The organism is Citrobacter sp. XT1-2-2, from assembly GCF_023516235.1.
Taxonomy (GTDB): domain Bacteria; phylum Pseudomonadota; class Gammaproteobacteria; order Enterobacterales; family Enterobacteriaceae; genus Citrobacter; species Citrobacter werkmanii.
The window spans coordinates 3245638-3270705 of record NZ_CP097324.1 but is presented as its reverse complement, the minus strand read 5'-3'; the positions used below and the strand labels follow the sequence as shown (position 1 = coordinate 3270705).

At 51.8% G+C, this 25068-nt stretch carries 23 protein-coding genes; 10 read left to right on the top strand and 13 right to left on the bottom strand.

Annotation, left to right across the window (positions count from 1 at the left end; all coding sequences use genetic code 11):
* Positions 1-21: 21 nt before the first annotated feature.
* Positions 22-756: a GntR family transcriptional regulator gene (locus M4I31_RS15625; RefSeq protein ID WP_079224891.1), complete on the bottom strand. Its 735-nt coding sequence runs from the start codon at positions 754-756 to the stop codon at positions 22-24.
* A gap of 202 nt (positions 757-958) precedes the next feature.
* Between M4I31_RS15625 and M4I31_RS15620 the strand changes: the two genes are divergently transcribed.
* The 5 genes from M4I31_RS15620 to M4I31_RS15600 all read left to right on the top strand — a co-directional run bounded on the left by M4I31_RS15620 (position 959) and on the right by M4I31_RS15600 (position 8385).
* Positions 959-2311 (top strand): adenylosuccinate lyase family protein, encoded by a 1353-nt coding sequence (locus tag M4I31_RS15620; RefSeq protein ID WP_085047469.1) that lies wholly within the window; start codon positions 959-961, stop codon positions 2309-2311.
* Between the two features lie 33 nt (positions 2312-2344).
* Positions 2345-3766, top strand: a complete 1422-nt coding sequence (locus tag M4I31_RS15615) for a DASS family sodium-coupled anion symporter (RefSeq protein WP_085047468.1) — start codon at positions 2345-2347, stop codon at positions 3764-3766.
* A gap of 177 nt (positions 3767-3943) precedes the next feature.
* Positions 3944-6094: an ATP-dependent DNA helicase DinG gene (dinG, locus tag M4I31_RS15610; protein ID WP_085047467.1), complete on the top strand. Its 2151-nt coding sequence runs from the start codon at positions 3944-3946 to the stop codon at positions 6092-6094.
* 28 nt (positions 6095-6122) lie between these two features.
* A complete protein-coding gene (ybiB, locus tag M4I31_RS15605; RefSeq protein WP_038639100.1) occupies positions 6123-7091 on the top strand; it encodes a DNA-binding protein YbiB in 969 nt (322 codons plus the stop codon).
* A 163-nt stretch (positions 7092-7254) separates the two neighbouring features.
* The gene (locus M4I31_RS15600) at positions 7255-8385 is read left to right on the top strand and encodes a malate/lactate/ureidoglycolate dehydrogenase (protein ID WP_085047466.1); all 1131 of its coding nucleotides are present in this window, start codon (positions 7255-7257) and stop codon (positions 8383-8385) included.
* Positions 8386-8437: 52 nt separating this feature from the next.
* Here the strand turns inward: M4I31_RS15600 and ybiJ are convergent, their stop codons facing one another.
* The 3 genes from ybiJ to mcbA form a co-directional block, all read right to left on the bottom strand.
* Positions 8438-8698: a DUF1471 family protein YbiJ gene (ybiJ, locus tag M4I31_RS15595; protein WP_006685371.1), complete on the bottom strand. Its 261-nt coding sequence runs from the start codon at positions 8696-8698 to the stop codon at positions 8438-8440.
* Between the two features lie 301 nt (positions 8699-8999).
* On the bottom strand, positions 9000-9266 hold the full coding sequence (locus M4I31_RS15590) for a DksA/TraR family C4-type zinc finger protein (RefSeq protein ID WP_085047465.1): 267 nt from the start codon (positions 9264-9266) through the stop codon (positions 9000-9002).
* A gap of 143 nt (positions 9267-9409) precedes the next feature.
* Complete coding sequence (gene mcbA, locus M4I31_RS15585; protein WP_069323210.1) at positions 9410-9670, bottom strand: DUF1471 family periplasmic protein McbA; 261 nt, start codon at positions 9668-9670, stop codon at positions 9410-9412.
* 211 nt (positions 9671-9881) lie between these two features.
* Here mcbA and rlmF point away from each other — a divergent pair, with 211 nt between their 5' ends.
* Complete coding sequence (rlmF, locus tag M4I31_RS15580; RefSeq protein ID WP_085047463.1) at positions 9882-10808, top strand: 23S rRNA (adenine(1618)-N(6))-methyltransferase RlmF; 927 nt, start codon at positions 9882-9884, stop codon at positions 10806-10808.
* Here rlmF and ybiO read toward each other — a convergent pair.
* The 6 genes from ybiO to rhtA all read right to left on the bottom strand — a co-directional run bounded on the left by ybiO (position 10805) and on the right by rhtA (position 17481).
* Entirely contained in the window at positions 10805-13042 is a 2238-nt protein-coding gene (ybiO, locus tag M4I31_RS15575; protein ID WP_038639109.1) for a mechanosensitive channel protein, read from the bottom strand. The genes rlmF and ybiO overlap by 4 nt on opposite strands.
* Positions 13043-13159: 117 nt before the next feature.
* Positions 13160-13882, bottom strand: a complete 723-nt coding sequence (gene glnQ / locus M4I31_RS15570; RefSeq protein ID WP_042309588.1) for a glutamine ABC transporter ATP-binding protein GlnQ — start codon at positions 13880-13882, stop codon at positions 13160-13162.
* Entirely contained in the window at positions 13879-14538 is a 660-nt protein-coding gene (glnP, locus tag M4I31_RS15565; RefSeq protein ID WP_006685364.1) for a glutamine ABC transporter permease GlnP, read from the bottom strand. Before glnP ends, glnQ begins: the two co-directional genes overlap by 4 nt.
* Before the next feature lie 136 nt (positions 14539-14674).
* Positions 14675-15421 (bottom strand): glutamine ABC transporter substrate-binding protein GlnH, encoded by a 747-nt coding sequence (gene glnH / locus M4I31_RS15560; RefSeq protein WP_038639115.1) that lies wholly within the window; start codon positions 15419-15421, stop codon positions 14675-14677.
* Positions 15422-15786: 365 nt separating this feature from the next.
* Positions 15787-16290 carry a DNA starvation/stationary phase protection protein Dps gene (dps, locus tag M4I31_RS15555; protein ID WP_038639118.1) on the bottom strand — a complete coding sequence of 168 codons (504 nt, stop codon included), beginning with the start codon at positions 16288-16290 and terminating at the stop codon, positions 15787-15789.
* Positions 16291-16593: 303 nt separating this feature from the next.
* A complete protein-coding gene (rhtA, locus tag M4I31_RS15550; protein WP_085047462.1) occupies positions 16594-17481 on the bottom strand; it encodes a threonine/homoserine exporter RhtA in 888 nt (295 codons plus the stop codon).
* A gap of 399 nt (positions 17482-17880) precedes the next feature.
* Between rhtA and ompX the strand changes: the two genes are divergently transcribed.
* Positions 17881-18396: an outer membrane protein OmpX gene (ompX, locus tag M4I31_RS15545; protein WP_003035257.1), complete on the top strand. Its 516-nt coding sequence runs from the start codon at positions 17881-17883 to the stop codon at positions 18394-18396.
* A gap of 63 nt (positions 18397-18459) precedes the next feature.
* On the opposite strand, the gene M4I31_RS15540 is transcribed toward ompX, so the two are convergent.
* Entirely contained in the window at positions 18460-20046 is a 1587-nt protein-coding gene (locus tag M4I31_RS15540; RefSeq protein ID WP_085047461.1) for a phosphoethanolamine transferase, read from the bottom strand.
* A 276-nt stretch (positions 20047-20322) separates the two neighbouring features.
* The gene (mntS, locus tag M4I31_RS15535; RefSeq protein ID WP_003831584.1) at positions 20323-20451 is read right to left on the bottom strand and encodes a manganase accumulation protein MntS; all 129 of its coding nucleotides are present in this window, start codon (positions 20449-20451) and stop codon (positions 20323-20325) included.
* 186 nt (positions 20452-20637) lie between these two features.
* Here mntS and mntR point away from each other — a divergent pair, with 186 nt between their 5' ends.
* A complete protein-coding gene (mntR, locus tag M4I31_RS15530) occupies positions 20638-21111 on the top strand; it encodes a manganese-binding transcriptional regulator MntR (RefSeq protein ID WP_038639127.1) in 474 nt (157 codons plus the stop codon).
* A complete protein-coding gene (locus tag M4I31_RS15525) occupies positions 21108-22217 on the top strand; it encodes an anion transporter (protein WP_085047460.1) in 1110 nt (369 codons plus the stop codon). Before mntR ends, M4I31_RS15525 begins: the two co-directional genes overlap by 4 nt.
* Positions 22218-22311: 94 nt before the next feature.
* On the opposite strand, the gene ldtB is transcribed toward M4I31_RS15525, so the two are convergent.
* On the bottom strand, positions 22312-23232 hold the full coding sequence (ldtB, locus tag M4I31_RS15520) for a L,D-transpeptidase (RefSeq protein ID WP_038643088.1): 921 nt from the start codon (positions 23230-23232) through the stop codon (positions 22312-22314).
* Between the two features lie 232 nt (positions 23233-23464).
* Here ldtB and M4I31_RS15515 point away from each other — a divergent pair, with 232 nt between their 5' ends.
* A complete protein-coding gene (locus tag M4I31_RS15515) occupies positions 23465-25060 on the top strand; it encodes an ABC-F family ATPase (protein ID WP_038639134.1) in 1596 nt (531 codons plus the stop codon).
* Positions 25061-25068 lie beyond the last annotated feature (8 nt).

Below are 25068 nucleotides of genomic sequence, written 5' to 3'. Positions count from 1 at the left end.
TGTGTAGGCCGGCCAGGTCAATCATTCCCCTGAGCTTTGCGATTTCAGCACGATTGAGCAGGTATAGCGTCCTGCCGGATGAACAGAAATCGTCGTTTCAAAAACTTTTCCTTCCCTGTCCAGATAGCGGCGCACAATTCTCATCGCCGGAGAATCAGGTGCTACATTAAGGATTTTTGCCATCTTCTTAGGCACGCCAACTGCCGTAATCGTCTGGTGAACTTCATGACTTTTAATACCGTAGTGCGCTTCGATCAGATCGCTAATTAACGAGTGCGGATCATCGCGGATGTACGTGCGCAGCTTGGCGTAGTCCGTGCTGGCGTAACTGTCGGTCCAGCAAATTGGCGCGTCCGGGTTTTGCGCATCTTCACGGGTACTGGCAATGTGCAGCCATCGGGAACCTGGCGGGCAGCCAATCAACTGGGACAACTCTATGTCCGCCACAATCTCATCGATTTTCTTGATGACGCGCAGATTGTTCCTGGCCAGCAGCAGCAGATCCTCAAGATGCGATAGCGGATGATTGACGCCGTTAGCCTTAGGTTCGCAAACGCGGGTGCCTGCGCCTTTACGCCGTGAAATCAAACCTTGCTCTGTTAATTCCCTTAACGCCTCACGCATGGTGTGGCGGCTGACCTGCCATGTTTCGCACAGTTCCATTTCCGTAGGAAACAGCGAGCCGGGGGCAAAGGTTCCCACCGAAATTTGCTGTGCCAGTTCACGTGCTATTCGCTTGTACAGAGATTCTTTCATCGCAGTTTCATCAAAATATTAGTGATCTTTATCACGAAAATTTGTACGGACTATTCCCTACATTTATTATGAATACTATAAATGTCCGTACATTTAAATGTACGGACATTTGATAATGTCTGGACATTGTGGCGGCGTTTGAATATCCAACAAACCGCCGTAAACAAGCATCTTATCATTATCAGATTTTCCAGGGGGATTTATGGCTTCGAATGTACTTGATTCTGTTCTGTTCAGGGATTCTTTCGGCACACCGGCGATGCGCGCGGTGTTTGACGATCGCGAGCTGGTGCGCAAATACGTGGAAGTGGAAGTTGCGTTGGCTAAGGCTCAAGCGCGCTGTGGCGTAATACCTGAGGCGGCGGCGCAGGAAATTGCCGAGAAATGTAATGCCGACACGCTCGATTTTGATTTATTGCGCCATGAAACCGAAATAGTGGGGTATCCGATCCTACCGCTGGTGCACCAGATTTCTAAACAGGCTGGCGAGTCCGGCGGCTATGTGCACTGGGGGGCAACCACTCAGGACATTATGGACACCGCGGTAGTCCTACAAATTCGTGATGCGTTCACGTTAATTGAGACCGATATAAACAAACTTCGTGCGACGCTCGCAGACCTCGCACGTCGCTACCGTGATACGCCAATGGCCGGGAGAACCCACTTACAACAGGCTTTGCCCGTGACCTTCGGTTATAAAGCGGCCATCTGGCTGGATATGTTTGAACGCCACGCGGAACGTCTTACCCAAGCGCGTCCTCGTGTTCTGGTCGGCGAATTTGCGGGTGCAGCGGGTACGCTGGCATCGCTGGGGGATAAAGGGCTGGCGGTACAAAAAGCGATGATGGAAGAGCTTGGACTGAATGTTCCAACGTCCACCTGGCACGTCGCGCGTGATGGTTTTGCCGAAGCGGTTAACTTGTTAGCGGTGATTACTGGTTCGCTGGGTAAGATTGCCTACGACGTAATGTTGCTGGCAGCCAATGAGTTTGGCGAGCTGTATGAGCCGTTTGTTAAAGGGCGTGGCGCCAGCAGTACCATGCCGCAGAAACGCAACCCGATCTCCAGCGAACTGATGCTGGCCTGTGCTAAAGGCGTGCGTCAGCAAGCGGGACTGATGCTGGATGCGATGGTGCAGGACCTGGAACGGGCGACCGGGCCGTGGCATGCGGAATGGATTGCTATCCCGGAAAGTTTCGTCCTCAGCGCAGGGGCGTTGCATCAGGCCAATTTTATGCTGGCGGGGCTGATAGTCGATGAAGCGGCGATGAAACGTAACCTCGGTATGACCAACGGCCTGATTGTGGCTGAGGCGGTCATGATGGGACTGGCGCCATACATCGGTCGTCAGGATGCGCATGATGTTGTGTACGACGCCTGCCGTATCGTCAACGAACAGGGGGGGCGACTGGCTGATGTGCTGAATGCGATGCCATCTGTTGCAGAACGACTGGATCCGCAGTTGATTGAGAAACTGACCGACCCGGCAAACTACCTAGGAATGGCACCCGCGATGGTCGATCAGGTGCTGGCCAAATATATGTCGCAGAAATGAAGGTTCTCGGGCTAACGGAATAAGGATATTTTTATGTCAACGAATTCTGTCGCGGGAAAATCCATTCTGGCGTTCCTGATACCGCTGGTGATTGGGGGGATAATTTGGTTTTATCCCGTACCTGATGGTCTGACGCCTCAGGCCTGGCATATGTTTGCTATTTTTGCCGCGACCATTGCCGCCATTCTTACCCAACCGCTCCCTTCGGGGGCGGTAATGCTGATTGCGCTTTGTGTGGTGATTTTTACCAAGACCTTGCCAGAGGCGAAAGCGCTGTCAGGGTTTGCTTCCGGTACGGTATGGCTCATCTTCTGCGCCTATGTTCTTTCTCTGGGGTTTGTTACCTCAGGGCTCGGGAAACGTATCGCGTATAAAATGTTATCGCTATTTGGCGGCAGTAGCCTGGGTATTGCCTATTCGCTGGGGGTATCCGATCTGATTATGGCTCCGGCAATGCCGTCAGTGACAGCCCGTTCCGGAGGGATTATTTTCCCTATCACTCGTTCAATCAATGACGTATTAGGTTCGGCTCCGGGAGTAACCGGCAAGCGTATTGGTGATTTCTTAACCATGGTGTGCTTTCAGTTTACGCCCATTACCGGGGCGATATTCCTCACCGGGATGGCGGCAAATCCGCTGGTGGCGAGTCTGGCTAAATCCTCATTAGGCGTCGAGATAACCTGGGGCGGGTGGTTTGTTTCCGCTGTTGTTCCTGCGATGGTCTGTTTCTGTTTGATGCCGCTTCTGGTCTATAAGTTGCTGGATCCTGAGCTTAAACGTACGCCAGAGGCAAAAGCGATGGGTAAGCAGGCGCTCGGTGAACTCGGTGCGATGAGCAGTAACGAGAAAAAGGTCGCGTTTGGCTTTGTGTTGGCATTGGTCGGCTGGGGCACCAGCTTAATCACGGGATTATCGGCAACCTCGGTCGGACTGGGATTGGCCGCTTATCTTTTCGCCTCTGGCGCAGTCAGTTGGAAAAGCCTGCTCAATGACCATGCAGCGTGGGACACGGTAATCTGGTTTAGCGTCATTATTAGCCTGGCGACCGGTCTTGCCGATCTGGGCTTTATTAAATGGATGACGATAAAACTGGGCAGCGGTATTCAGGGATTTGGCGCGATAGAGTCCTTCGTTTTGCTGGGGATCCTGTATATTTATGTCCACTATCTCTTTGCCACGGCGACCGGCCATGTCGCTGCGCTGTATGCCCCTTTTGCGGCCACGGCGATCGCTGCTGGCGCGCCGCCGATGATGGTGGCGATCTGCTTTGGTATCTTCAGTAATCTGATGTGGGGCAATACGGAATACGGTGGTGGACCTGGCCCCATCTATTTTGCCCAGGGCTATTTTGAACGCCCGCGCTTTTACAAAATCAACCTCTGTGTGGTGACGGCAAATGTCATTATCATTTTTGCCGTGGGTATGCTGTGGTGGAAGTTACTGGGATATTATTAGCCGCCGCGTTTATTCGGCCTGCAATGTACCTGACTGTAGTCCGAATAGGGTGTAAGCCGCCTTCCGGCAATTTAAGTCCGCGCTGCGAAGCGCTTTCCAGAATGGGGGAAAAAGGTACATCCAGCGCCTGAAATGTGCCACAATAGTGGCTGTTTATACAGTATTTCAGGTTTTCTCATGGCACTTACGGCTGCGCTGAAAGCGCAAATTGCCGCCTGGTACAAGGCGCTTCAGGAACAGATCCCCGACTTTATCCCCCGCGCACCGCAGCGGCAGATGATTGCTGACGTTGCGAAAACGCTCTCCGGGGAAGAAGGGCGGCATCTGGCGATTGAAGCGCCGACTGGGGTGGGGAAAACCCTGTCCTATTTAATTCCGGGAATCGCCATTGCCCGGGAAGAACAAAAAACGCTGGTGGTGAGTACCGCCAACGTCGCCTTGCAGGATCAGATCTACAGCAAAGATCTGCCGTTACTGCGCAAAATTATACCTGACCTGCGTTTCACCGCCGCGTTCGGTCGTGGGCGCTATGTCTGCCCGCGTAACTTAGCGGCGCTTGCCAGTACCGAACCTAATCAGCAGGATCTGCTGGCTTTTCTCGACGATGACCTGACGCCAAATAACCAGGAAGAACAAAAGCGCTGCGCCAGGCTGAAAGGCGACCTCGACACCTATAAATGGGACGGGTTGCGCGATCACACGGATATCGCTATTGATGACGGACTTTGGCAACGCCTGAGCACCGATAAGGCCAGCTGTCTGAATCGTAATTGTCACTATTATCGTGAATGTCCTTTTTTTGTCGCCCGCCGTGAGATTCAGGAAGCCGAAGTGGTGGTTGCCAACCATGCGCTGGTGATGGCCGCCATGGAAAGTGAAGCTGTTTTGCCGGAGCCGAAAAACCTGCTGCTGGTGCTTGATGAAGGACACCACTTGCCGGACGTTGCGCGCGATGCGCTGGAGATGAGTGCGGAAATCAGCGCCCCCTGGTATCGACTGCAGTTGGATCTGTTTTGTAAGTTAGTGGCTACCTGCCTTGAGCAGTTTCGCCCCAAAACCACGCCGCCGTTGGCAAATGCCGAGCGTCTGAACGGCCACTGCGAAGAACTGTATGAACTGATTTCTTCACTTAACAATATTCTTAATCTGTATATGCCTGCCACCCAGGAAGCAGAACACCGTTTTGCGATGGGTGAACTGCCAGCGGAAGTAATGGAGATATGTCAGCGCCTGGCGAAGCTCACAGAAATGCTGCGCGGTCTGGCTGAACTGTTCCTCAACGATCTCAGCGAAAAAACCGGCACTCACGATATTGTGCGTCTGCATCGGGTTATTTTGCAGATGAACCGGGCGCTGGGTATGTTCGAAGCGCAAAGCAAGCTGTGGCGGCTGGCCTCGCTGGCGCAGTCGTCAGGCGCTCCGGTGAGTAAATGGGCGACGCGTGAAGTGCGTGACGGGCAGATCCACGTCTGGTTCCACTGCGTGGGGATCCGCGTGAGCGATCAACTGGAAAGACTGCTGTGGCGCAGCGTACCACATATTATCGTTACCTCCGCCACGCTGCGCTCGCTCAACAGCTTTTCGCGTCTACAGGAGATGAGCGGCCTCAAAGAAAAGGCCGGTGACCGCTTCGTCGCGCTGGATTCTCCGTTTAATCATGTTGAGCAAGGCAAAATTGTTATTCCTCAGATGCGCTACGAACCGTTGATAGAGAACGAAGAGCAGCATATTGCGGAAATGGCTGCCTATTTCCGCGAACAGCTGGAAAGCAAAAAGCATCAGGGCATGCTGGTGCTGTTTGCCAGCGGTCGGGCGATGCAGCGTTTTCTTGAGCACGTCGCCGATCTACGTCTGCTGTTGCTGGTCCAGGGCGATCAGCCGCGCTATCGTCTGGTGGAGCTACACCGCAAACGGGTACAAAACGGTGAGCGTAGCGTGCTGGTGGGTCTGCAATCTTTTGCCGAAGGTCTGGATTTGAAAGGCGACCTGCTGACGCAGGTGCATATTCATAAAATCGCCTTTCCGCCAATCGACAGCCCGGTAGTGATCACCGAGGGTGAGTGGCTGAAAAGCCTGAATCGTTATCCTTTCGAAGTACAGAGTTTACCGGCCGCATCGTTTAATTTAATCCAGCAGGTCGGGCGACTCATCCGTAGCCACGGCTGCTGGGGGGAAGTCGTTATTTATGACAAGCGTTTATTGACCAAAAGCTACGGCAAGCGTTTACTGAATGCGTTACCCATATTTCCGATAGAGCAACCTGCTGTGCCAGACGTTATAGTAAAACCAAAAGAAAAAGCGAAACCCACGCGCCGCCGCAGGCGTTAACGATGTGAGCAACAGCAAGGAGTTATCGATGGATTACCGCAAAATCATCAAAGAGATTGGGCGAGGGAAAAATCACGCGCGTGACCTGGATAAGGATACTGCTCGCGGACTGTATACCCATATGCTGAACGGCGATGTACCGGAGCTTGAGATGGGCGGCGTACTGATTGCGCTACGTATTAAAGGCGAGGGTGAAGCGGAGATGCTGGGCTTTTACGAAGCGATGCAGAATCATACTATTCGCTTGACGCCGCCGGTTGCTAAACCCATGCCCATTGTTATTCCCAGCTATAATGGCGCACGCAAGCAGGCGAATCTGACTCCGTTGCTGGCAATTTTACTGCACAAGCTGGGCTTCCCGGTAGTGGTGCACGGCGTCAGTGAAGATCCAACCCGCGTGCTGACAGAAACCATTTTCGAACTGATGGGCATTACGCCAACGCGGCATGCGGGGCAGGCACAGGCAAAACTCGATGGTCATGAGCCGGTGTTTATCCCGGTGAGCGCGCTGTGTCCTCCGCTGGAGAAACAGCTGGCGATGCGCTGGAGAATGGGCGTGCGTAACAGCGCGCATACGCTGGCTAAACTCGCCACGCCGTTTGCTGAAGATGCCGCGCTGCGTCTTGCCAGCGTGTCGCATCCGGAATATGTATCGCGCGTGGCGAAATTCTTTAGCGACATCGGTGGCCGTGGCCTGTTGATGCACGGTACAGAAGGCGAGGTGTATGCCAACCCGCAGCGCTGTCCGCAGATAAGCCTGATCGATTCATCCGCTGTGCGAGTGTTGCAGGAGCGTCAGAGTGAGATGCCCGACGAGCCGGTACCGCTGCCAGTGGCAAAAGATCCGGAAACTACCGCGCGCTGGATTGAACGTTGTCTGGCCGGTAGCGAGCCTGTTCCGGCCTCGTTGAAAATTCAGATGGCCTGCTGCCTGGTCGCAACCGGCGAATCTTCCTCGCTGGCTGAAGGCCTTGCTCGCGTCGGGCAAAGCTTCTAATTTTCTTGTTCCCCCCGACAGGTCATTTACCAGGCCTGTCGGTTCATCCTTTGCATCAACGTGAAATTTCTGCACGTTTATTGATCTCCTGACTGCCGTGGCGCAGCATAGTTTGTTGAAAAATAAGAAACACAACAAACACGCGACACAACAGGAGATAACAATGAACAGTGGACATCGCTTCCATGTGCCAACGCTGCACGCCTTTATTCAGGCCGTTTTTCACCAGATGGGGAGTAACGAGCAGGAAGCGCGGCTGGTGGCCGATCATCTGATTGCCTCTAACCTCGCCGGGCACGACTCCCACGGCATCGGCATGATCCCAAGCTATATTCGCTCCTTCTCGCAGGGACATCTGCAGATCAACCGTCATGCCAAAGTGGTTAAAGATGCGGGGGCGGTGATTACGCTTGATGGCGATTGCGCATTTGGTCAGGTGGCGGCGCACGAGGCAATGACGCTTGGGATTGAAAAAGCGCGCCAGTACGGTATCGCCGCCGTGGCGTTACACAATTCGCACCATATCGGACGCATTGGTTACTGGGCGGAACAATGTGCGGCGGCAGGTTTTGTTTCAGTACACTTTGTGAATGTGGTGGGCATCCCGATGGTCGCGCCGTTCCACGGCCGCGATAGCCGTTTTGGCACCAACCCTTTCTGCGTCGTTTTTCCGCGTAAAGATACTTTCCCGTTGTTGTTGGACTATGCAACCAGCGCCATCGCTTTTGGCAAAACCCGCGTGGCATGGCATAAGGGGGAACCGGTGGCTCCGGGATGTCTGATTGATGCCGAAGGAGCGCCGACCACCGATCCTGCTGTGATGCAGGTCTCTCCGCTGGGGTCGTTGCTGACCTTCGCTCAACACAAGGGTTATGCGCTGGCGGCGATGTGCGAAATTATGGGCGGCGCGCTTTCTGGTGGTAAAACCACACATGAGGAGAGCCTGCAGACCAGTGCGGACGCCATCATTAACTGTATGACCACCCTTATTTTTAACCCGGAACTGTTCGGCGCGCCGGATTGCGATAACCAGGTCGCGGCATTTACTGAGTGGGTAAAAGCGTCCCCACATGCCGATGACGCCCCGATCCTGTTGCCAGGTGAGTGGGAAGTGAATACTCGTGAGGAAAGGCTGGAACAAGGTATTCCACTGGATGCCGGAAGCTGGCAGGCAATCTGCGAGGCGGCGTTGCAAATAGGGATGCCCGACACCGTGTTACAGGAATTCCGTCAACGGCTGAAACACCAGGCAAAAAAAAGCCCGTCCAGTGGCGGACGGGCAAACAAAGGGTAACAAACAGGGTCAATGAGGGTTGGAGCATTGGGTCGTACAGGTAATCTTTCGGTTATTTATAGATAACCGCGGTGCCGCTCATTTTGTCGTTGCCGACAGCAGAGGTGATGTTGTAGCCCGTTGCGCCGGCAGCGGCGGCTTTCTCAGCCAGTTTTGCTTCCAGACCGTCCAGCGTGGTGGCGCCATCAGCAGATACCACACCAATTTTATTCATGCTTTGTGCCTGAGTGGAGGAAACCGGCTCGGCAGCGAAAACGCCAAATGACAGGGTAGAAAGGGCGATGGCGGCAACGGCAAATTTAATATTTTTCATGATTAATCTCTCGCAGGTTTGTTCTGTTAGTCAGTGTTCTGGTAAGAAGACGTTGTTTCGTCGATGTGAGAAGTATCACGTTTTTTTATGCGAGAGAAAATCGAATAGAATTGACGGCGTCAATCAAAAAAATTGAATGACAAATAACTTATTGAATATTAATAAATTCGAAAGAGGGATTTACAGTTCTTGTCACTGCGCTTTACAGTGAAAGCGACAACGGCACATTTTGCTACACAGCATGCGAAAAAGCGTGCTCGTAAAGGAAATTATCTGCGCTGAAACGTTTGGTAAAGATAAGTCAACGTAACTGGCTGTCTTTCGAACCTCTGCGATTATATCCTGAAAATGCTGAGCTATGTGAATCTTTATCCTGCTGACAGGCTATGCATAAGCGTACGCCTGGCACTGCCTCACGTCTGGCCTGCGGGATAGGATTACCGCACTCTTCGCATTCATACAGACTTTCCCCGCTCGGTAATTCACCACGGGCGCGGGCAACAGCATCTTCAATAGTATTGTTGATCTGCTCGTTAACTGCGTCGTCATTTGCCCATCCGGATGCCATATGTACCTCCTGTTATTGTCTACAGAATAAGTATAGCGAATATGATGGCTGAAAAACGACCACACATCAGCGGTATCAGATTTCAGACCATTCGCGCAGGAAACTGCATTCGGGATGAATGCAGTTGGGCTGAAGTGGAGGGGTTACTTATAGATAGTGGCGCTACCGTACATCTGGTTTTTACCGCCCGCAGAGTTAACGACAAAGCCTTTTGCGCCTTGCTCTTTTGCTTTCTCTGCCAGCTTGTCTTCGAGATCGCTCAGGTTAGTGGCGCCGGTAGCGAATACTGTACCTGAGGCCTGGAGCTGACCGGTTGCTGGGCTGGTGTTGGGCTGTGCGGCAAAGGATGCGAACGTCATACCGGTTAGTACGGTAGCGGCAAGTAATGTGAGGCATTTCTTCATGGTGATATCCTCTGAGAAACAACAGGTGGTGCCTGATAAGTTTAGGCCGCCAGCGGAAGACATTAACCGCAAAAAACTGGTGATAACATGTCTGTTTTTTGAACAATCGGTAAGGCAACGTCCAGGCATAAAAAATCAAATATCCTTGTTGTGTGTGTTTACCGCGTGGCGTTATGCGGGTATCTTACGCCGCTGTTAAAAGGAGAATGCTATGTCCCCCCAGAAACCGGGATTACACCCGCGTAACCGCCACAATGGCCGTTATGATCTTGCGACTTTATGCCAGGTTACACCCGAGTTGACGCAATTTCTCACCCTCACGCCCGGCGGCGAGCAGAGCGTTAACTTCGCCAATCCGCAGGCAGTGAAGGCGCTCAATAAAGCACTGCTGGCGCATTTTTATGCGGTGAAAAACTGGGATATTCCAGACGGTTTTCTGTGTCCGCCAGTTCCTGGTCGTGCGGACTACATTCACCATCTGGCCGACCTGTTAGGTGAAACGACAGGAACTATTCCGGTAAATGCGAGCGTGCTGGATGTAGGGGTTGGGGCAAACTGCATTTATCCGCTGATTGGCGTGCATGAATACGGCTGGCGATTCACCGGTAGCGAAACCAGTCGCGAAGCGTTTAACAGCGCTCAGGCGATTGTTAACGCCAATCCGGGGTTGACTCGCGCAATTCGTTTGCGCCGGCAAAAAGATGCAGCGTCAATCTTCAACGGTATCATTCATAAAAATGAGCAGTATGAAGCCACAGTATGTAACCCGCCATTCCATGATTCTGCGGCCTCAGCCCGCGCCGGAAGCGAACGTAAGCGTCGTAATCTGGGTCAGGACAAAGATGATGCGCTGAACTTTGGCGGACAGCAGCAGGAGCTGTGGTGTGAAGGCGGCGAAGTGGCGTTCATCAAGAAAATGATCGCCGAAAGCCAGGCCTTTGGCCGTCAGGTGATGTGGTTTACCACGCTGGTTTCGCGCGGTGAGAATTTACCTCCGCTGTATCACGCATTAACGGATGCGGGCGCGGTGAAAGTGGTTAAGAAAGAGATGGCCCAGGGGCAAAAGCAGAGCCGCTTTATTGCCTGGACCTTTATGGATAACGATCAGCGTCGTCGTTTTATGGCGCGTAAACGCTAGAGCGTTGGCTCCCCTGGCGGCAGTTGTTCGCTTGCCGCCGACGGAGGGCCATTCACCGGTGCAGGCAAGACCTGATACGTCTGTACCGGGGCGCGTACGTTGGCCAGATCGAAGTGTTTTTTCACCTGGCTGTCGAGCGCGAAACGTACCGTCCACTGTTTCAGCGGCAGGGTCGTAAATGAGACCCGTAGCGTGAAAGCCGTATTGGTTAACCCCACGATCCCGGCAAACGACGGCTCGCCGATAATAAGCCCGCGAATATCGTCCTTTTCCATCAGCTCAGCGACAGCGTCTTTCAACGCCTGATTGGCTTTATCCGCATCTTCATGACGGTCGACATCGTAATTGGCGACGACTGAGCCAATGCCACGCACAAAGTTGGCGAAGGTGGTTATCGATGACCAGGGAATGATATGGTACGCCCCGGTATCCTGACGCACCCCCACAGAACGAATGGACATCCTTTCAACCGTACCGGTGAGTGGACCGATAGTGACTAAATCCCCGGTGTTCATACCATTTTCGAACTGAATGAAGATCCCGGTGATAATGTCTTTTACCAGCGTTTGCGAGCCAAAAGAGATCGCCAGCCCCAGCGCCCCGGCCCCGGCCAGCAAGGGGGCGATGTTGACGCCAATTTCGGACAGCACAATCATGATAGTAATAGTGCTGATAATCACCGCCAGCGCATTGCGGAACAGCGTTAACAGCGTGCGGGTACGGGCACTGGGCAATGGGCGACCGTGTATATCGGAAGCCAGACGATTTTCAATCAGGCTGGCAAGGATCGTCCAGCCAATGGCGGAGAAGAAAAGAATCAGCGCGATACGAATCAGGATATCCACCGTTTTCTCTCCGGCGCCGTAATGCAGCCAGTTCCAGAAGTCGAACAATCCCCAGGCATTGAGCAGCAGCATCACCGCGACGCACACCGTCAGGATCCGGGCCACGCTTAACGCCGTCGACAGCCAGCCATTCAGCCGTTTTTGTAATTCCGGGTAGCTGCGCTGGGTATGTGGCGACAGGGTAATCGTTTTGGCTATCCAACGCGAAAGCATGCCGGAAACAAAGGCGGCAATGCCGATAATCACCAGGCTGCGTAACGTTGCGCCCATCATGAATTTCAGACTGTTGCCAGGGTCAAACAGCGAGAAGAAAAACAGCACAATGAAGTAAGCGCTGGCCAGCCAATGCCATACCAGCGCGAAGGCGCGGATAAACAGGCTGAAAAAGGCTAGCGATCTTTCCGCCAGATTGAGCAAATGCTGCGTGATCTCTTTCTTATTTCTGAAAATCAGATACAGCGCCCATAGCGTGATACACAGCATGATGATGACGTTTGCCATCGCACCGACCTGCACGTTGACCTGATTTGAGATAATAGGAACGGCAACAATCAGTCCGTAACCAATCAGGCTGCTTAATGAACTCAAACGGCGATTCCAGTAGCGCGCGCCGTCATCCTGAATGTTAAACGGGCGTAGCTCCGCTACCGTCGGGCAAAATATCAGACGTAAAATCGCTTTGAAGAACTCAATCAGCGCAAAGGCATTGAGGAACAGACTTTGCTGGAAAGCGATGGTGCGGCTCCCGGCGTTCATTCGATCGCTCAGAATCTGCCCTATAAACAACGTCAGCGCCAGCAGTAATAAATCGATAATAAATGCGCCGACGATCATCGCCGGAAGCTGTAGCCAGTTGCTGCGTTCGCGGTTTTTCCGTCGCGCCCATTGCCCCATTTTGCGATACAGCGGCAGCGCGCACAGGCGGATCAGCCAGTAAAACCCAAACACTGACGCTGCCAGCATTAAAAAATGGGTCAGGGCATTGGTGAAGGTTTGCGGGTTAAAGGTTTTATGCGGGGCGTCGGTGATGTTGCGGTAAAGCTGGGCAAAGCGGTCGGAAAGAACTTCACTATAGTGACGACTGACATCTGTCACGTTTTCCAACACCGTTTTTTCTTCAGTTAGCGTGGGGGGGACAATCACCGGCACGGGTTCGGGAGGAGGCGTTGCCGCGACTTTGCGCAATTGACCAATCAACTCCTGGCGCGATGCTTCATTGTCCAGTACGTCAGCCAGCGCGGCGTAAGCGGCTTTCTTTTGCTCAACATCAGGCTCTTTTGCGGGGGTGGCTTGCGGGTCGGCTGAAGTCGATGTTGTGACGCCGGGTATCGTCACCGCGTGAGACGGTATGCTCAGCAGACAAAAGAAGACCAACAGGATCCAGCGCATGACTCCTCCCATGAGAAAATAAATTCAAAAGGATAAGTATAGATGCCAGAGCGTAAGAGAATGGAAATGAGAGGATTCTGGTGAAAACCTCCCTTCGGGCGAAGGGAGGTCAATGCATCAGGAGACGTGCTGCAAGAATTCCTGTAAACGCTGGCTGGGTGGATTTTCAATCAGGGCTTGCGGATTACCGTCTTCGGCAATACGTCCCTTATCAATGAAAATCAGACGTGAGGCCACTTTTTCGGCAAAGCCGATTTCGTGGGTCACAATCACCATGGTCATTCCTTCTTCCGCCAGATCCTGCATGACTTTCAGAACTTCGTGACGCAGTTCAGGGTCAAGCGCCGAGGTTGGCTCATCAAACAGCATCATTTTCGGCTTTACTGCCAGTGCACGGGCAATAGCCACACGCTGTTGTTGACCGCCGGACAGTTCAGAAGGGTAGTGATGCGCGCGCTCGGCCAGGCCGACCTTCGCCAGCAATTCTTTCGCCAACTTCTCTGCCTGTTCTTTATTCGCCCCGCGTACGCGCTGCGGTCCAAACATGACGTTTTCCAGCGCCGTCAGGTGGGGGAACAGGTAGAACTGCTGAAACACCATCCCGGCTTCCTGGCGAATTAACCGCTCATCGACCTTGGGATCGTTGACTTTCAGACCGTCGACGATCAGATCGCCAGAGGTTATCTCTTCCAGCTTGTTAATGCAGCGCAGCAGAGTAGATTTACCGGAACCGGACGGCCCGATGATGACCACGACTTCGCCCTGCTTAATGTTCAGATCAATATTGTGCAGCACCTGGGTAGGACCAAAGTGCTTAGAAACGTTTTTAAATTCAATCACAGGATTTTCATCCTTCTTTCCAGACGACGCAGAATGAAGCTCAGCACCAGCGTAATGATCAGATAGAACACCGCAACGGCGCTCCAGATTTCCAGTGCGCGGAAGTTACCGGCAATGATTTCCTGGCCCTGGCGGGTCAGTTCAGCGACGCCAATGACGATAAACAGCGAGGTATCTTTAATGCTGATGATCCACTGGTTGCCCAGCGGCGGCAGCATACGACGCAGCGCGAGAGGCAAAATAACGTGACGGATAGTCTCTGTACGTGAAAGTCCAAGCGCCAGTCCGGCTTCACTGAATCCTTTATGGATTGAGAGCACCGCGCCGCGGGTGATTTCCGCAATATAGGCACCGGAGTTGATCATAATGGTGACAACGGCGGCGCTAAAGGGGTCAATACGTAAATCGTTAAACGCCATTGGCAGGGCGAAGTAGATAAACATCACTTGCACAACGATTGGTGTACCGCGAATGACTTCGATAAACACCAGCGCTACGTGGTTGGCTATCCAACCGCCGAAAGTACGCGCAAACCCTGCTGCAAGCCCGATTACCAGGCCGCCAGCCAGACCGAGGATCGAGATCCATAAGGTCATTTTGGCGCCTTCAATCAAAAGCGGGATGGCGGGCCAGATGGCACTCCAGTCAAACTGCATATGTCGTTCCTGTTACCGTGGTGTAAATATTCAAATGCCCGTTTTGCCAGATACGCTGTGCTTATCCGGTTACAGGTCTCAAAAATCCTGGGAAAGGCCCGGTATGCATCGCGCCACCGGGCATCACTGCCAGTTATTATTTAGGTTCAGTACCGAACCATTTTTTGTAGATCTCGTTATAAGTACCGTTCTCTTTCAGCGTTTTCAGCGCGCCGTTCACTTTCTCACGCAGGTCATTGCTGCCTTTCGGGAAGGCGATACCGTACTGCTGAGCTTCCAGCGAGTCACCTACGGCTTTGAACTGGCCGTTACCCGCGGTTTTGATGAAATAAAGAATGTTTGGCGTGTCATGCAGCACGGCGTCTGCGCGGTTGGTGCCCAGTTCCATATAGGCGTTATCGATATTTGGGAACTGACGCAGGTCTTTGGTTTTGATGTTAGCTTTTGCGTAATCAACGGAACCGGTGCCGCTCTTCACAGCAACGACTTTACCATCCAGGTCTTTCACGCTTTTAACGTCGTTATTATTCGCTTTGACCATCACTAACAGACCGCTTTTGTAGTAGCCGTCAGAGAAGTCGATCGCTTTTTTACGCTCGTCGGTGATGGTGATACCCGCCAGTGCCAGGTCGACGTTTTTGGTTTGCAGAGCCGGGATGATGCCGCTGAAATCCATTGGTTTCAGTTCATAATCCAGCTTCAATTCTTTGGCGACGGCAGCCCACAGATCCACATCAAATCCAACGTATTTGTCACCCTGTTTGAATTCAAATGGAACAAACGCGGTGTCAGTTGCGACAACCAGTTTCTTATCTGCGGCATGGGAGGACACCGCAAAAGCCAGGGTAAGTGCAGCCAGTGAAACTTTTAATACAGACTTCATAGGATTTCCTTTTATATCCACGGGGCGATCCCCTGCGAGAACATATGGCTTAATGAAAAAATCGTGCCACTTTTGCAACTCATTGTTTTAAAAAGAAGGTATTTCTTTTCTCTGCACAATAAGTAGGGCAAAGCGGATAATCTGCACTATTTTGGGGCACTCATTTGGTGCGTACCTGACACGGTGCAAACGGTATGACTATTTAGCGTAAAAATTGTTGATAAAACAATCTTTCGTTAACGATTGTGTGAGGTGATTATTACAATTAATTTACTTTGGAGTGACGAATGATCAATGTTATGCACCATAGATGTGCAAAACCCCCGCCGGAGCGAGGGTTTTATAGGTAATTCTTATGCCTACAGTTATTCAATGTTGGCTTCGATAAACCACAGGAATTTGTCGAGATCGCGTGACGCAGCGGTGAAGATATCCGCTGTATCTTCGTCTTTTGCTTCGCTAATGGCTTTACGTACGCTATTGGCGACCACTGCATAACGATCGGCCAGCTCTTTTAAGTGGTCCTGTACGCTATGGATATCCAGCGGATAGCTTTTCAGCGGCGTTTTGCTGTTAATGACCTGGGTTGTACCCAATGCCACACCGCCTAACTGTACGGCGCGCTCAGCCATGGTATCGAGATGATCGGTCAGGGCAGTACGGAAGCCATCCAGCATTTCATGGACAGCAATAAAGTTCGCGCCGCGCATGTTCCAGTGAGCCTGTTTAGTGATCAACGACAGGTCGATGAACTGGATCACTTGCTGATTCAGCAGTTCTACCGTTGCTTTCTTTTCGCTGTCTGTCACATCGTTGCGAGTATAAACGAGGGCGGATGCTTTTGTTTTTACCAGTTTTGCGGTACTCATATTTTCATATCCTCTTGATATTTATGTCCCAACTCTTCAACGGAAATAAGTATAGCGCTAATTTTGGATTTATTTTTCCGGTGTTACCTATTACTTTAATAGCGAAGAGAGGAGCGGATAATAAAAATCTATTAAAATCATGATGATAACTGGTTTGATTGTCGCGCAATGTTATTTTTATGTTAATGTGAAAATTAAAAGAAATAAGCGAATGAGAAAAAACTATTTATTAGAAAAATTATCACGCAGATTTACAATTGGATATTCTGCATGATTATGCAAACCATGCAGAATATTAAGGGGTTAATTCACGTCAACTTGCTTAATTTGCGGTTCTTTGCGAATAGTGAGTGTAGAACCCATTGATGCGGCAATAATCGCCCCCAGGGCCAGCGTCTGGATAAGCGTTAGGGTTTCACCGAGGAAGATCATTCCCGAAACCGCAGCCAGCGCGGGTTCCATGCTCATTAACGTACCAAAAGTCCGCGTTGGCAATCGCGTTAGTGCGATCATCTCTAATGAGTAGGGGAGCGCGGTGGAGAGTACGGCCACGGCCAGGCCCAACGGCAGTATTGACCAGTGCCACAGGGCATCGCCGGCCTGAACTGCGCCAATGGGAACAAAAATCAGCGCGGCGATTAATGAACCAACCGCTACGGTTGCCGGACCATGTTCCGCGCCGGCACGCTGCCCGGTGAGAATATAAACGGCCCAACAGGCGCCAGCTCCCAACGCCAGCGCTGCGCCGGTTAAATCCACATGAGAAACGTCCTGGCCAAGCGGTAACAGGAACCAAAGCCCAAGAACGGCCAGCGCAACCCAAATAAAATCTACAGGGCGTCGGGATGAAAACAGCGCCACTGCAAGCGGGCCGGTAAACTCCAGCGCCACGGCAATTCCCAGCGGGACAGTCTGAATAGACAGATAAAAGAGGTAGTTCATCCCGCCAAGAGACAGACCATAAAACAGCAGCGGCAGGCGCTGTTCTTTGGCAAAACGTAAACGCCAGGGTTTAAAGAAGGCGATAAGGATGAGCGTGCCCAGTGCGAGGCGCAGCGCGGTAACGCCAGGCGCACCGACGAGAGGGAACAGCGATTTTGCCAGAGATGCTCCGCTTTGAATGGAGGACATAGCAATAAGCAAAACTAAAATAGGTAACCAAACTGGCGCTTTTCGTAACGACCCCGGCATCCTTTCTCCTGACAAATGATGGTTACATCTCTTCATCTGCGCGGCGTTGCGACGCGGATGGCAAAATGTATAGAAAAGTAAAACAGCGAGTGTAATGGAAATACACTCAACTGGTTGAGTATTGGTTGAAAAAAAATTCTTCAGATCCGTACAATGGTACGAAATTGGTGGATTAATAATCTGCGTGATTAGGAATTATCTGGATGAATGTGTCGTATTGTGCGCGCAATAATGGCTCATTAGATTAAAAAAGTGGTGTAAATTGAAAGGTATAGCTGGCTTGTGAAATGTTTTGTTACATGAAAGAGCCCGTTAGACACCGCGAATCGCAAAGAGTTTCCCATCAATTTTTGTTATATTTAAAACTTAGGATTTACTTGAAGCACATTTGAGGTGGTTATGAAAAAAATTGCATGTCTTTCAGCACTGGCCGCTGTTCTGGCTTTCTCCGCAGGTACTGCTGTAGCTGCTACTTCTACCGTTACTGGTGGTTACGCTCAGAGTGATGCTCAGGGCGCAGCGAACAAAATGAACGGTTTCAACCTGAAGTATCGCTACGAGCAGGACAACAACCCGCTGGGTGTAATCGGTTCCTTCACTTACACTGAAAAAGACCGTACCGATGCTTCTGGCGACTACAACAAAACCCAGTACTACGGCATCACTGCGGGTCCGGCTTACCGTCTGAACGACTGGGCAAGCATCTACGGTGTAGTGGGTGTTGGTTACGGTAAATTCCAGAACGCAGCATCTCCGGCTGACAACCACACCACCAGCGACTACGGTTTCTCTTACGGTGCTGGTCTGCAGTTCAACCCGATCGAAAACGTTGCTCTGGACTTCTCCTATGAGCAGAGCCGTATTCGTAGCGTTGACGTTGGCACCTGGATCGCTGGCGTGGGTTACCGCTTCTAATCACTTCGGTGATATAAAAAATCCGCCTTTTGAGGCGGATTTTTTTTGCGTGTAATTTAGAGATTAACGAGATTTGGTCTCAAAGATATCGGTACCCAGATGGTTGTAATCCACCTTCTGCAGTTTGAAGTTGGTGATATACACCGGTCCGGCTTTCTTCTCTGAGATAAAACGGTAGCTGTTGGTAATTTCCTTCGCGCTGATCCCCGTCCATTGAGAGAAAAAGCTGAGGAAATCATTGGCAGAGCGACGGGCTTTGATCACCCGATGCGCTTTATCATCGCTCGACAGCACCATAAAAGGCACCTGGAAATTCTGCTGGAACCGATCGTCATGCGCCAGGTACTGCACCTCTTTTCCCCGCTCTTTAAAGGCGAGGCCATGATCGGAGAAATAGACCATCGAGAAGCTATTGCCGCTGTTACGTAATTGCTCGTAAAGCTGGCGCAGCAGGTCATCCGTCTGCGTCATGGTGTACAGATAGCAAGATGTCTCTTTTGACTGAACGAAGGTCTCGTATTTTCCTTGCGTACGGTCGCAGGCCTGCGGATGTGAACCCATTAAATGCAGCACGATGAGCTGCGGCTGAGTGCGCTCGGTGGCCAGCACCTGGGCGGTCATCTTTAAAAGTTCTTCGTCACGGGTATTTTTATCCGCTTCGAAATCACCATTTTTGAGGAAGTGCACTTCATCAGCCCGCTTTGCGATACTGGCGATAGCCGTATCGTATTCACCAATCTGCCCCTGATTGGAAAACCACCACGTCTGGAATCCCGCGCGGTTAGCCAGAGTGACAAAGTTATCCTGGAACTGCGGCTTATTATCAACGACCCGATTAAGCGTTAAGCCAAGCGATTTTTGCGTTGAACCGCTTGCGGCAATGTAATCTGCGAACAGATAGCCGTTAACGGAACTGGCAAACGGGGTGTTATCCCAGTGACCGCCAAACGCGCCTAATGCATCGCGGCGGGCGCTTTCACCAATGACCACGACATAGGTGTGATACTTTGGCTTCACGGCGGTTACTGTCCAGCTGTCTTTCACACTCGACAGCTTCGCCATGCGCTCCTGTTCATCGAGCACTTCGTTATTATTGACGATCACGTCTTTGGCGAAGCGGAAAACCGGATAACCGGTGTCCTTAAGCTTGAACACGCCGCCCCAGGCCAGGTTTTGTACCGGGGTAACAAAAAACGCGATGACGCTAAACAACAAACACAGACTGTCGTACTTATTCCAACTGCGCTTCTGCGCTTCTTTTTTACGGCGTACGGCGATAACGCCGAGGGCAAAAATAAATACCCCAACCAGATAATTGTACCAGGGGAAGATGGTCAGGATCTCGGTGGACTCTTCCATATTGGTTGAATGCAGCGCCAGCAACGTATTGAAGTTAGGCGAACCGTAAGCCTGACCAAACGGAAAGTACATTGCCGCAATAAGTGAGCAAATGCCGATCAGCACTTTCTGCGCGCGCGGCGCGCTGCGCCACAGCAGTATTAATATACAGGTGAAAGCAACGCTGTAGAGCAAGCTAAGCGGATAGCCCAACGCCAGGTTGATCAGCATAGACTGTAAGAAATAGAGGCCAGTCCACGGACTAATGGCCCGGCTACGAGCAATGATTGAATCTTTGAGGGTTAAATTCATACGCCACTAATGCAAAAACGCCATGTGCTTACCCTGGCGTTAAGGGTCATTGCCTGCCTGAGAGAGCGAGAAGAGGGATAGGGTCCGCATCCGCGAGCCGCAATATACGCAGGGCTGCGAAAAGATAGAGTGTGCATGAGAGAAGGTCAACTACTACAAGGAAATTGTTTTGCGAGAGAGGTGGCAAAACTGACAAAAAGCAGGGTTATTGGGACGAAAAACACTACTGTACCCAGATGACAGCAGGGAAAGGAAGCGGCGTACCGCGACGCCGCATTATTTTTCTGAAGGTTTATCCTGCTCTGGTTTGCTGTTGATCATGTCACACAGCATAGAGATAAGCATCAACCGTACTTTAAAGGGAGAATGGCTAAACACGCGTATACACCTCTTAAATTCATTCATATAAACCTCCTGACTTCACGATCCCATCAGTCCTTGAGGGATGTCTTTATTATATACAGATATAGCACAGGCTATATTATATAGCTATTGCTAAAACGTTAATTTTTTGTGCCCACGCAACTCTGGTTTACAATGAGCGCTCTCTAATCAGATGCCGTTAACGCGTCACAGTAACGAGGAAGCAGAATGAGTCGTCGCGCAGGTACGCCAACAACAAAAAAAGTGACGCAATTGGTGAATGTCGAAGAACACGTTGAAGGATTTCGTCAGGTCCGGGAGGCGCATCGCCGCGAGCTGATTGATGACTACGTAGAGCTGATTTCCGATCTCATTATTGAGGTAGGTGAAGCGCGCCAGGTGGACATGGCTGCCCGACTCGGGGTTTCCCAGCCGACGGTTGCCAAAATGTTGAAGCGCCTTGCTTCCGTCGGGTTGATTGAAATGATCCCCTGGCGCGGTGTGTTTTTAACCGCAGAAGGCGAACGTCTGGCCCAGGAGAGCCGGGAGCGTCATCAGATTGTGGAAAATTTCCTGTTGATGTTAGGTATCAGCCCGGAAATTGCCCGCCGTGACGCAGAGGGAATGGAGCACCACGTCAGTAAGGAAACGCTGGAGGCTTTTAGCCGTTTTACGCAACAGCAAGGATCTGGCTCTGAATGAGTTTTCCTTTACTACGCGCCTTGCAGCGCGATCGTTTTTTCCAGCTGTTAATCATCGTCGGGGTTGTACTGAGCGTGTTCACGCCGTTTACGCCCCGTTCCTGGCCTGGAGCGATTGACTGGCACACCATTATTACGCTTAGCGGCCTGATGTTACTGACCAAAGGCGTTGAATTAAGCGGTTACTTCGATGTGTTAGGGCGCAAGATGACCCGCCGCTTTCACACTGAACGCCAATTGGCGATATTTATGGTGCTGGCGGCGGCGCTGCTGTCGACGTTTCTGACCAACGATGTGGCATTGTTTATTGTTGTCCCGCTGACCATCACCCTGAAAAAATTGTGCGCCATTCCGGTGAATCGCCTGATTATCTTTGAGGCGCTGGCGGTAAACGCCGGATCGTTGCTGACGCCAATCGGCAATCCGCAAAATATCCTGATGTGGGGGCGCTCCGGGTTGTCATTTACCGCGTTTACCTGGCAAATGGCGCCGCTCGCGGGTGCCATGATGCTGACGCTGGTGGTGCTGTGCTGGTTCAGTTTCCCGAACAAAGCATTGCACTATCATACCGGGACGCGCGCGCCAGACTGGCAACCACGCCTGGTGTGGAGCTGTCTGGCGCTGTATATCATCTTTCTGACGGCGCTGGAGTTAAAACAAGAGCTGTGGGGTCTGGCGATTGTGGCGGCGGGGTTCATGGTTCTGGCGCGTCGCGTCATCCTCAGCGTGGACTGGACGCTGCTGCTGGTATTTATGGCGATGTTTATTGATGTGTATTTGCTGACGCAGCTACCGGCATTGCAGGGGATAACGCACCAGATTGGCACGCTCTCAGCGCCGGGTCTCTGGTTGACGGCCATTGGCCTGTCGCAGTTTATCAGTAATGTTCCCAGTACGATTTTGTTGCTGAACTACGTTCCGCCGACGCTGCTGCTGGCCTGGGCGGTTAATGTGGGTGGGTTTGGTCTGCTGCCGGGATCGCTGGCGAATCTTATCGCTTTACGCATGGCAAACGATCGACGGATCTGGTGGCGTTTTCATTGGTATTCGTTGCCGATGCTGATATGGGCGGCGCTGGTAGGGTATGTTTTGCTGCAGATGATGTAATTGATATGGTGTGCCGGATGGCGGCTGGCGCCTGATCCGGCCTACTGCGTTGGTAGGCCCGATAAGCGTAGCGCCATCGGGCATGTATAGCAGATTAGTTCAGACGAACCGGCATACCAGAACGGTTCTGTACCGCCTGCTCAACGACGGACTGATCGACATCAGACTGACCGGTGACGCTGGTAATGCTCTTGTTCAGCGTAATCGGTACGATTTCCCCGCCTTCAAACTGTGCTTCCGTGGTGGACAGCGGGTTGTGTACCTCGATGTAGCGGCTGCCGTCTGGTTCGGTAGTGGCTTTCACCGGCTCATCGATAAACTGTACGCGAGTGCCGACCGGCACATTTTCAAACAGGAATTTGATGTCGTCGTTACGCAGACGGACACAACCGTGGCTGACACGTAAGCCAACGCCGAAGTTAGCATTGGTGCCGTGAATAGCATACAGACGGCCGATATACAGTGCGTACAGCCCCATCGGGTTATCCGGGCCTGCCGGAACCACGGCTGGCAGCGGTTCGCCCGCAGCGCGGTATTCCGCATGCATTTTCGCCGTTGGCGTCCAGGTTGGGCCCGCTTTCTTACGTTCTACTTTGGTGGTCCAGTTGATCGGCGTGTCTTTGCCTAACTGGCCGATACCGATCGGCAGAACGATAACGGTGTTGGTGCCTTTCGGGTAGTAGTACAGACGCATTTCAGCGCTGTTGATAACAATACCTTCATGCACGGTATCCGGCAGGATCAACTGCTGAGGAATGTTCAGTACGGTGCCGCCCTTCGGCAGGAAAGTATCCACGCCAGGGTTCGCTTCCAGCATGTTAGACAGACCCATCTGATATTCTGCCGCAAAATACTCCAGCGGTTGGGTATTGCCTTCAGGAATGGTGATGACCTGGTTTTGGCCAATCAAACGGCTACCATCGGTAGGCAGCGGGTACGTGACGGCTGAGGCAGTGTTGCAAAAACCAACTACCGCAAGTGCCGCCGCGAAAAGCGTTGTCAATTTCATATTCATCTTCATGTATGCGAGATTCAGTGCCAGGCAGGCGAGTGGGTTGAGATTTATGTAGTGTTGGGCACGCATTATATGTGCAATCTGAGCAACAAGGAATTCGGATGTGTACTAAATCACATTTTTTTCCTTTTGCTTTCACTTTCCCCCTTCAGCATGAAGGGGCGATCTTATCGTAGACTTATGGCATAATAAGCGGTTTGTCACATATTTCTTTCTCTTTCAGGATACGCCAGTGTTAGTTTCCAGCAACGTCACCATGCAGTTTGGCAGTAAGCCGCTGTTTGAAAATATTTCCGTCAAATTTGGCGGCGGCAACCGTTACGGCCTGATTGGCGCGAACGGTAGCGGTAAATCCACTTTTATGAAAATTCTCGGCGGTGATCTCGAACCGACGCTGGGTAACGTTTCCCTCGATCCGAATGAGCGCATCGGTAAGCTGCGTCAGGATCAGTTCGCCTTTGAAGAGTTCACCGTGCTTGACACCGTGATCATGGGGCATGCTGAACTGTGGGCAGTGAAGCAGGAGCGCGATCGTATATACGCGCTGGCCGAAATGAGTGAAGAAGACGGCTATAAAGTGGCTGACCTCGAAGTTCAGTACGGTGAAATGGATGGTTATTCTGCTGAAGCGCGTGCGGGCGAACTGCTGCTGGGCGTGGGTATTCCGGTAGAACAACATTACGGCCCGATGAGCGAAGTCGCACCGGGCTGGAAGCTGCGTGTGCTTCTGGCGCAGGCGCTGTTCTCTAACCCGGACATTCTGCTGCTCGACGAACCAACGAACAACCTGGATATCGACACCATCCGCTGGCTGGAGCAGACGCTGAACGAACGTGACAGCACCATGATCATCATTTCGCACGACCGTCACTTCCTGAACATGGTCTGCACGCACATGGCGGATCTGGACTACGGCGAACTGCGTGTTTATCCGGGGAACTACGACGAATACATGACGGCGGCCACCCAGGCGCGTGAACGTCTGCTGGCCGATAATGCCAAGAAGAAAGCGCAGATTGCTGACCTGCAATCTTTCGTCAGCCGCTTTAGCGCCAACGCCTCAAAATCTCGTCAGGCGACTTCCCGCGCCCGTCAGATCGATAAAATTAAACTGGAAGAAGTTAAAGCTTCCAGCCGTCAGAACCCGTTCATTCGCTTCGAACAGGATAAGAAACTGTTCCGTAACGCGCTGGAAGTGGAAGCGCTTACTAAAGGTTTTGATGAAGGCCCGCTGTTTAAAAACTTCAATCTGCTGCTCGAGGTGGGTGAGAAGATTGCCATTCTGGGCGCCAACGGCGTGGGTAAATCCACTATGCTGAAAACGCTGGTCGGTGATTTGCAGCCGGATAACGGTACCGTGAAGTGGTCCGAAAACGCGCAAGTTGGTTACTACGCGCAGGATCATGAATATGAGTTCGAAAACGATCTAACCGTATTCGAGTGGATGAGCCAGTGGAAACAAGAAGGCGATGATGAACAGGTTGTGCGCAGCTTCCTCGGTCGTCTGCTGTTCAGCCAGGACGATATCAAGAAGCCTGCAAAAGTGCTCTCTGGTGGTGAAAAAGGGCGCATGCTGTTCGGTAAGCTGATGATGCAGAAACCGAATATTCTGGTAATGGATGAACCAACTAACCACCTGGATATGGAATCGATTGAGTCGCTGAACATGGCGCTGGAAATGTATCAGGGCACGTTGATTTTCGTTTCTCACGACCGTGAGTTCGTCAGTTCTCTGGCAACCCGTGTGATTGAAATTACGCCGGAGCGCGTGATCGACTTCACCGGTAACTACGAAGATTACTTGCGTAGTAAAGGTATCGACGGCTAATTTCCCGT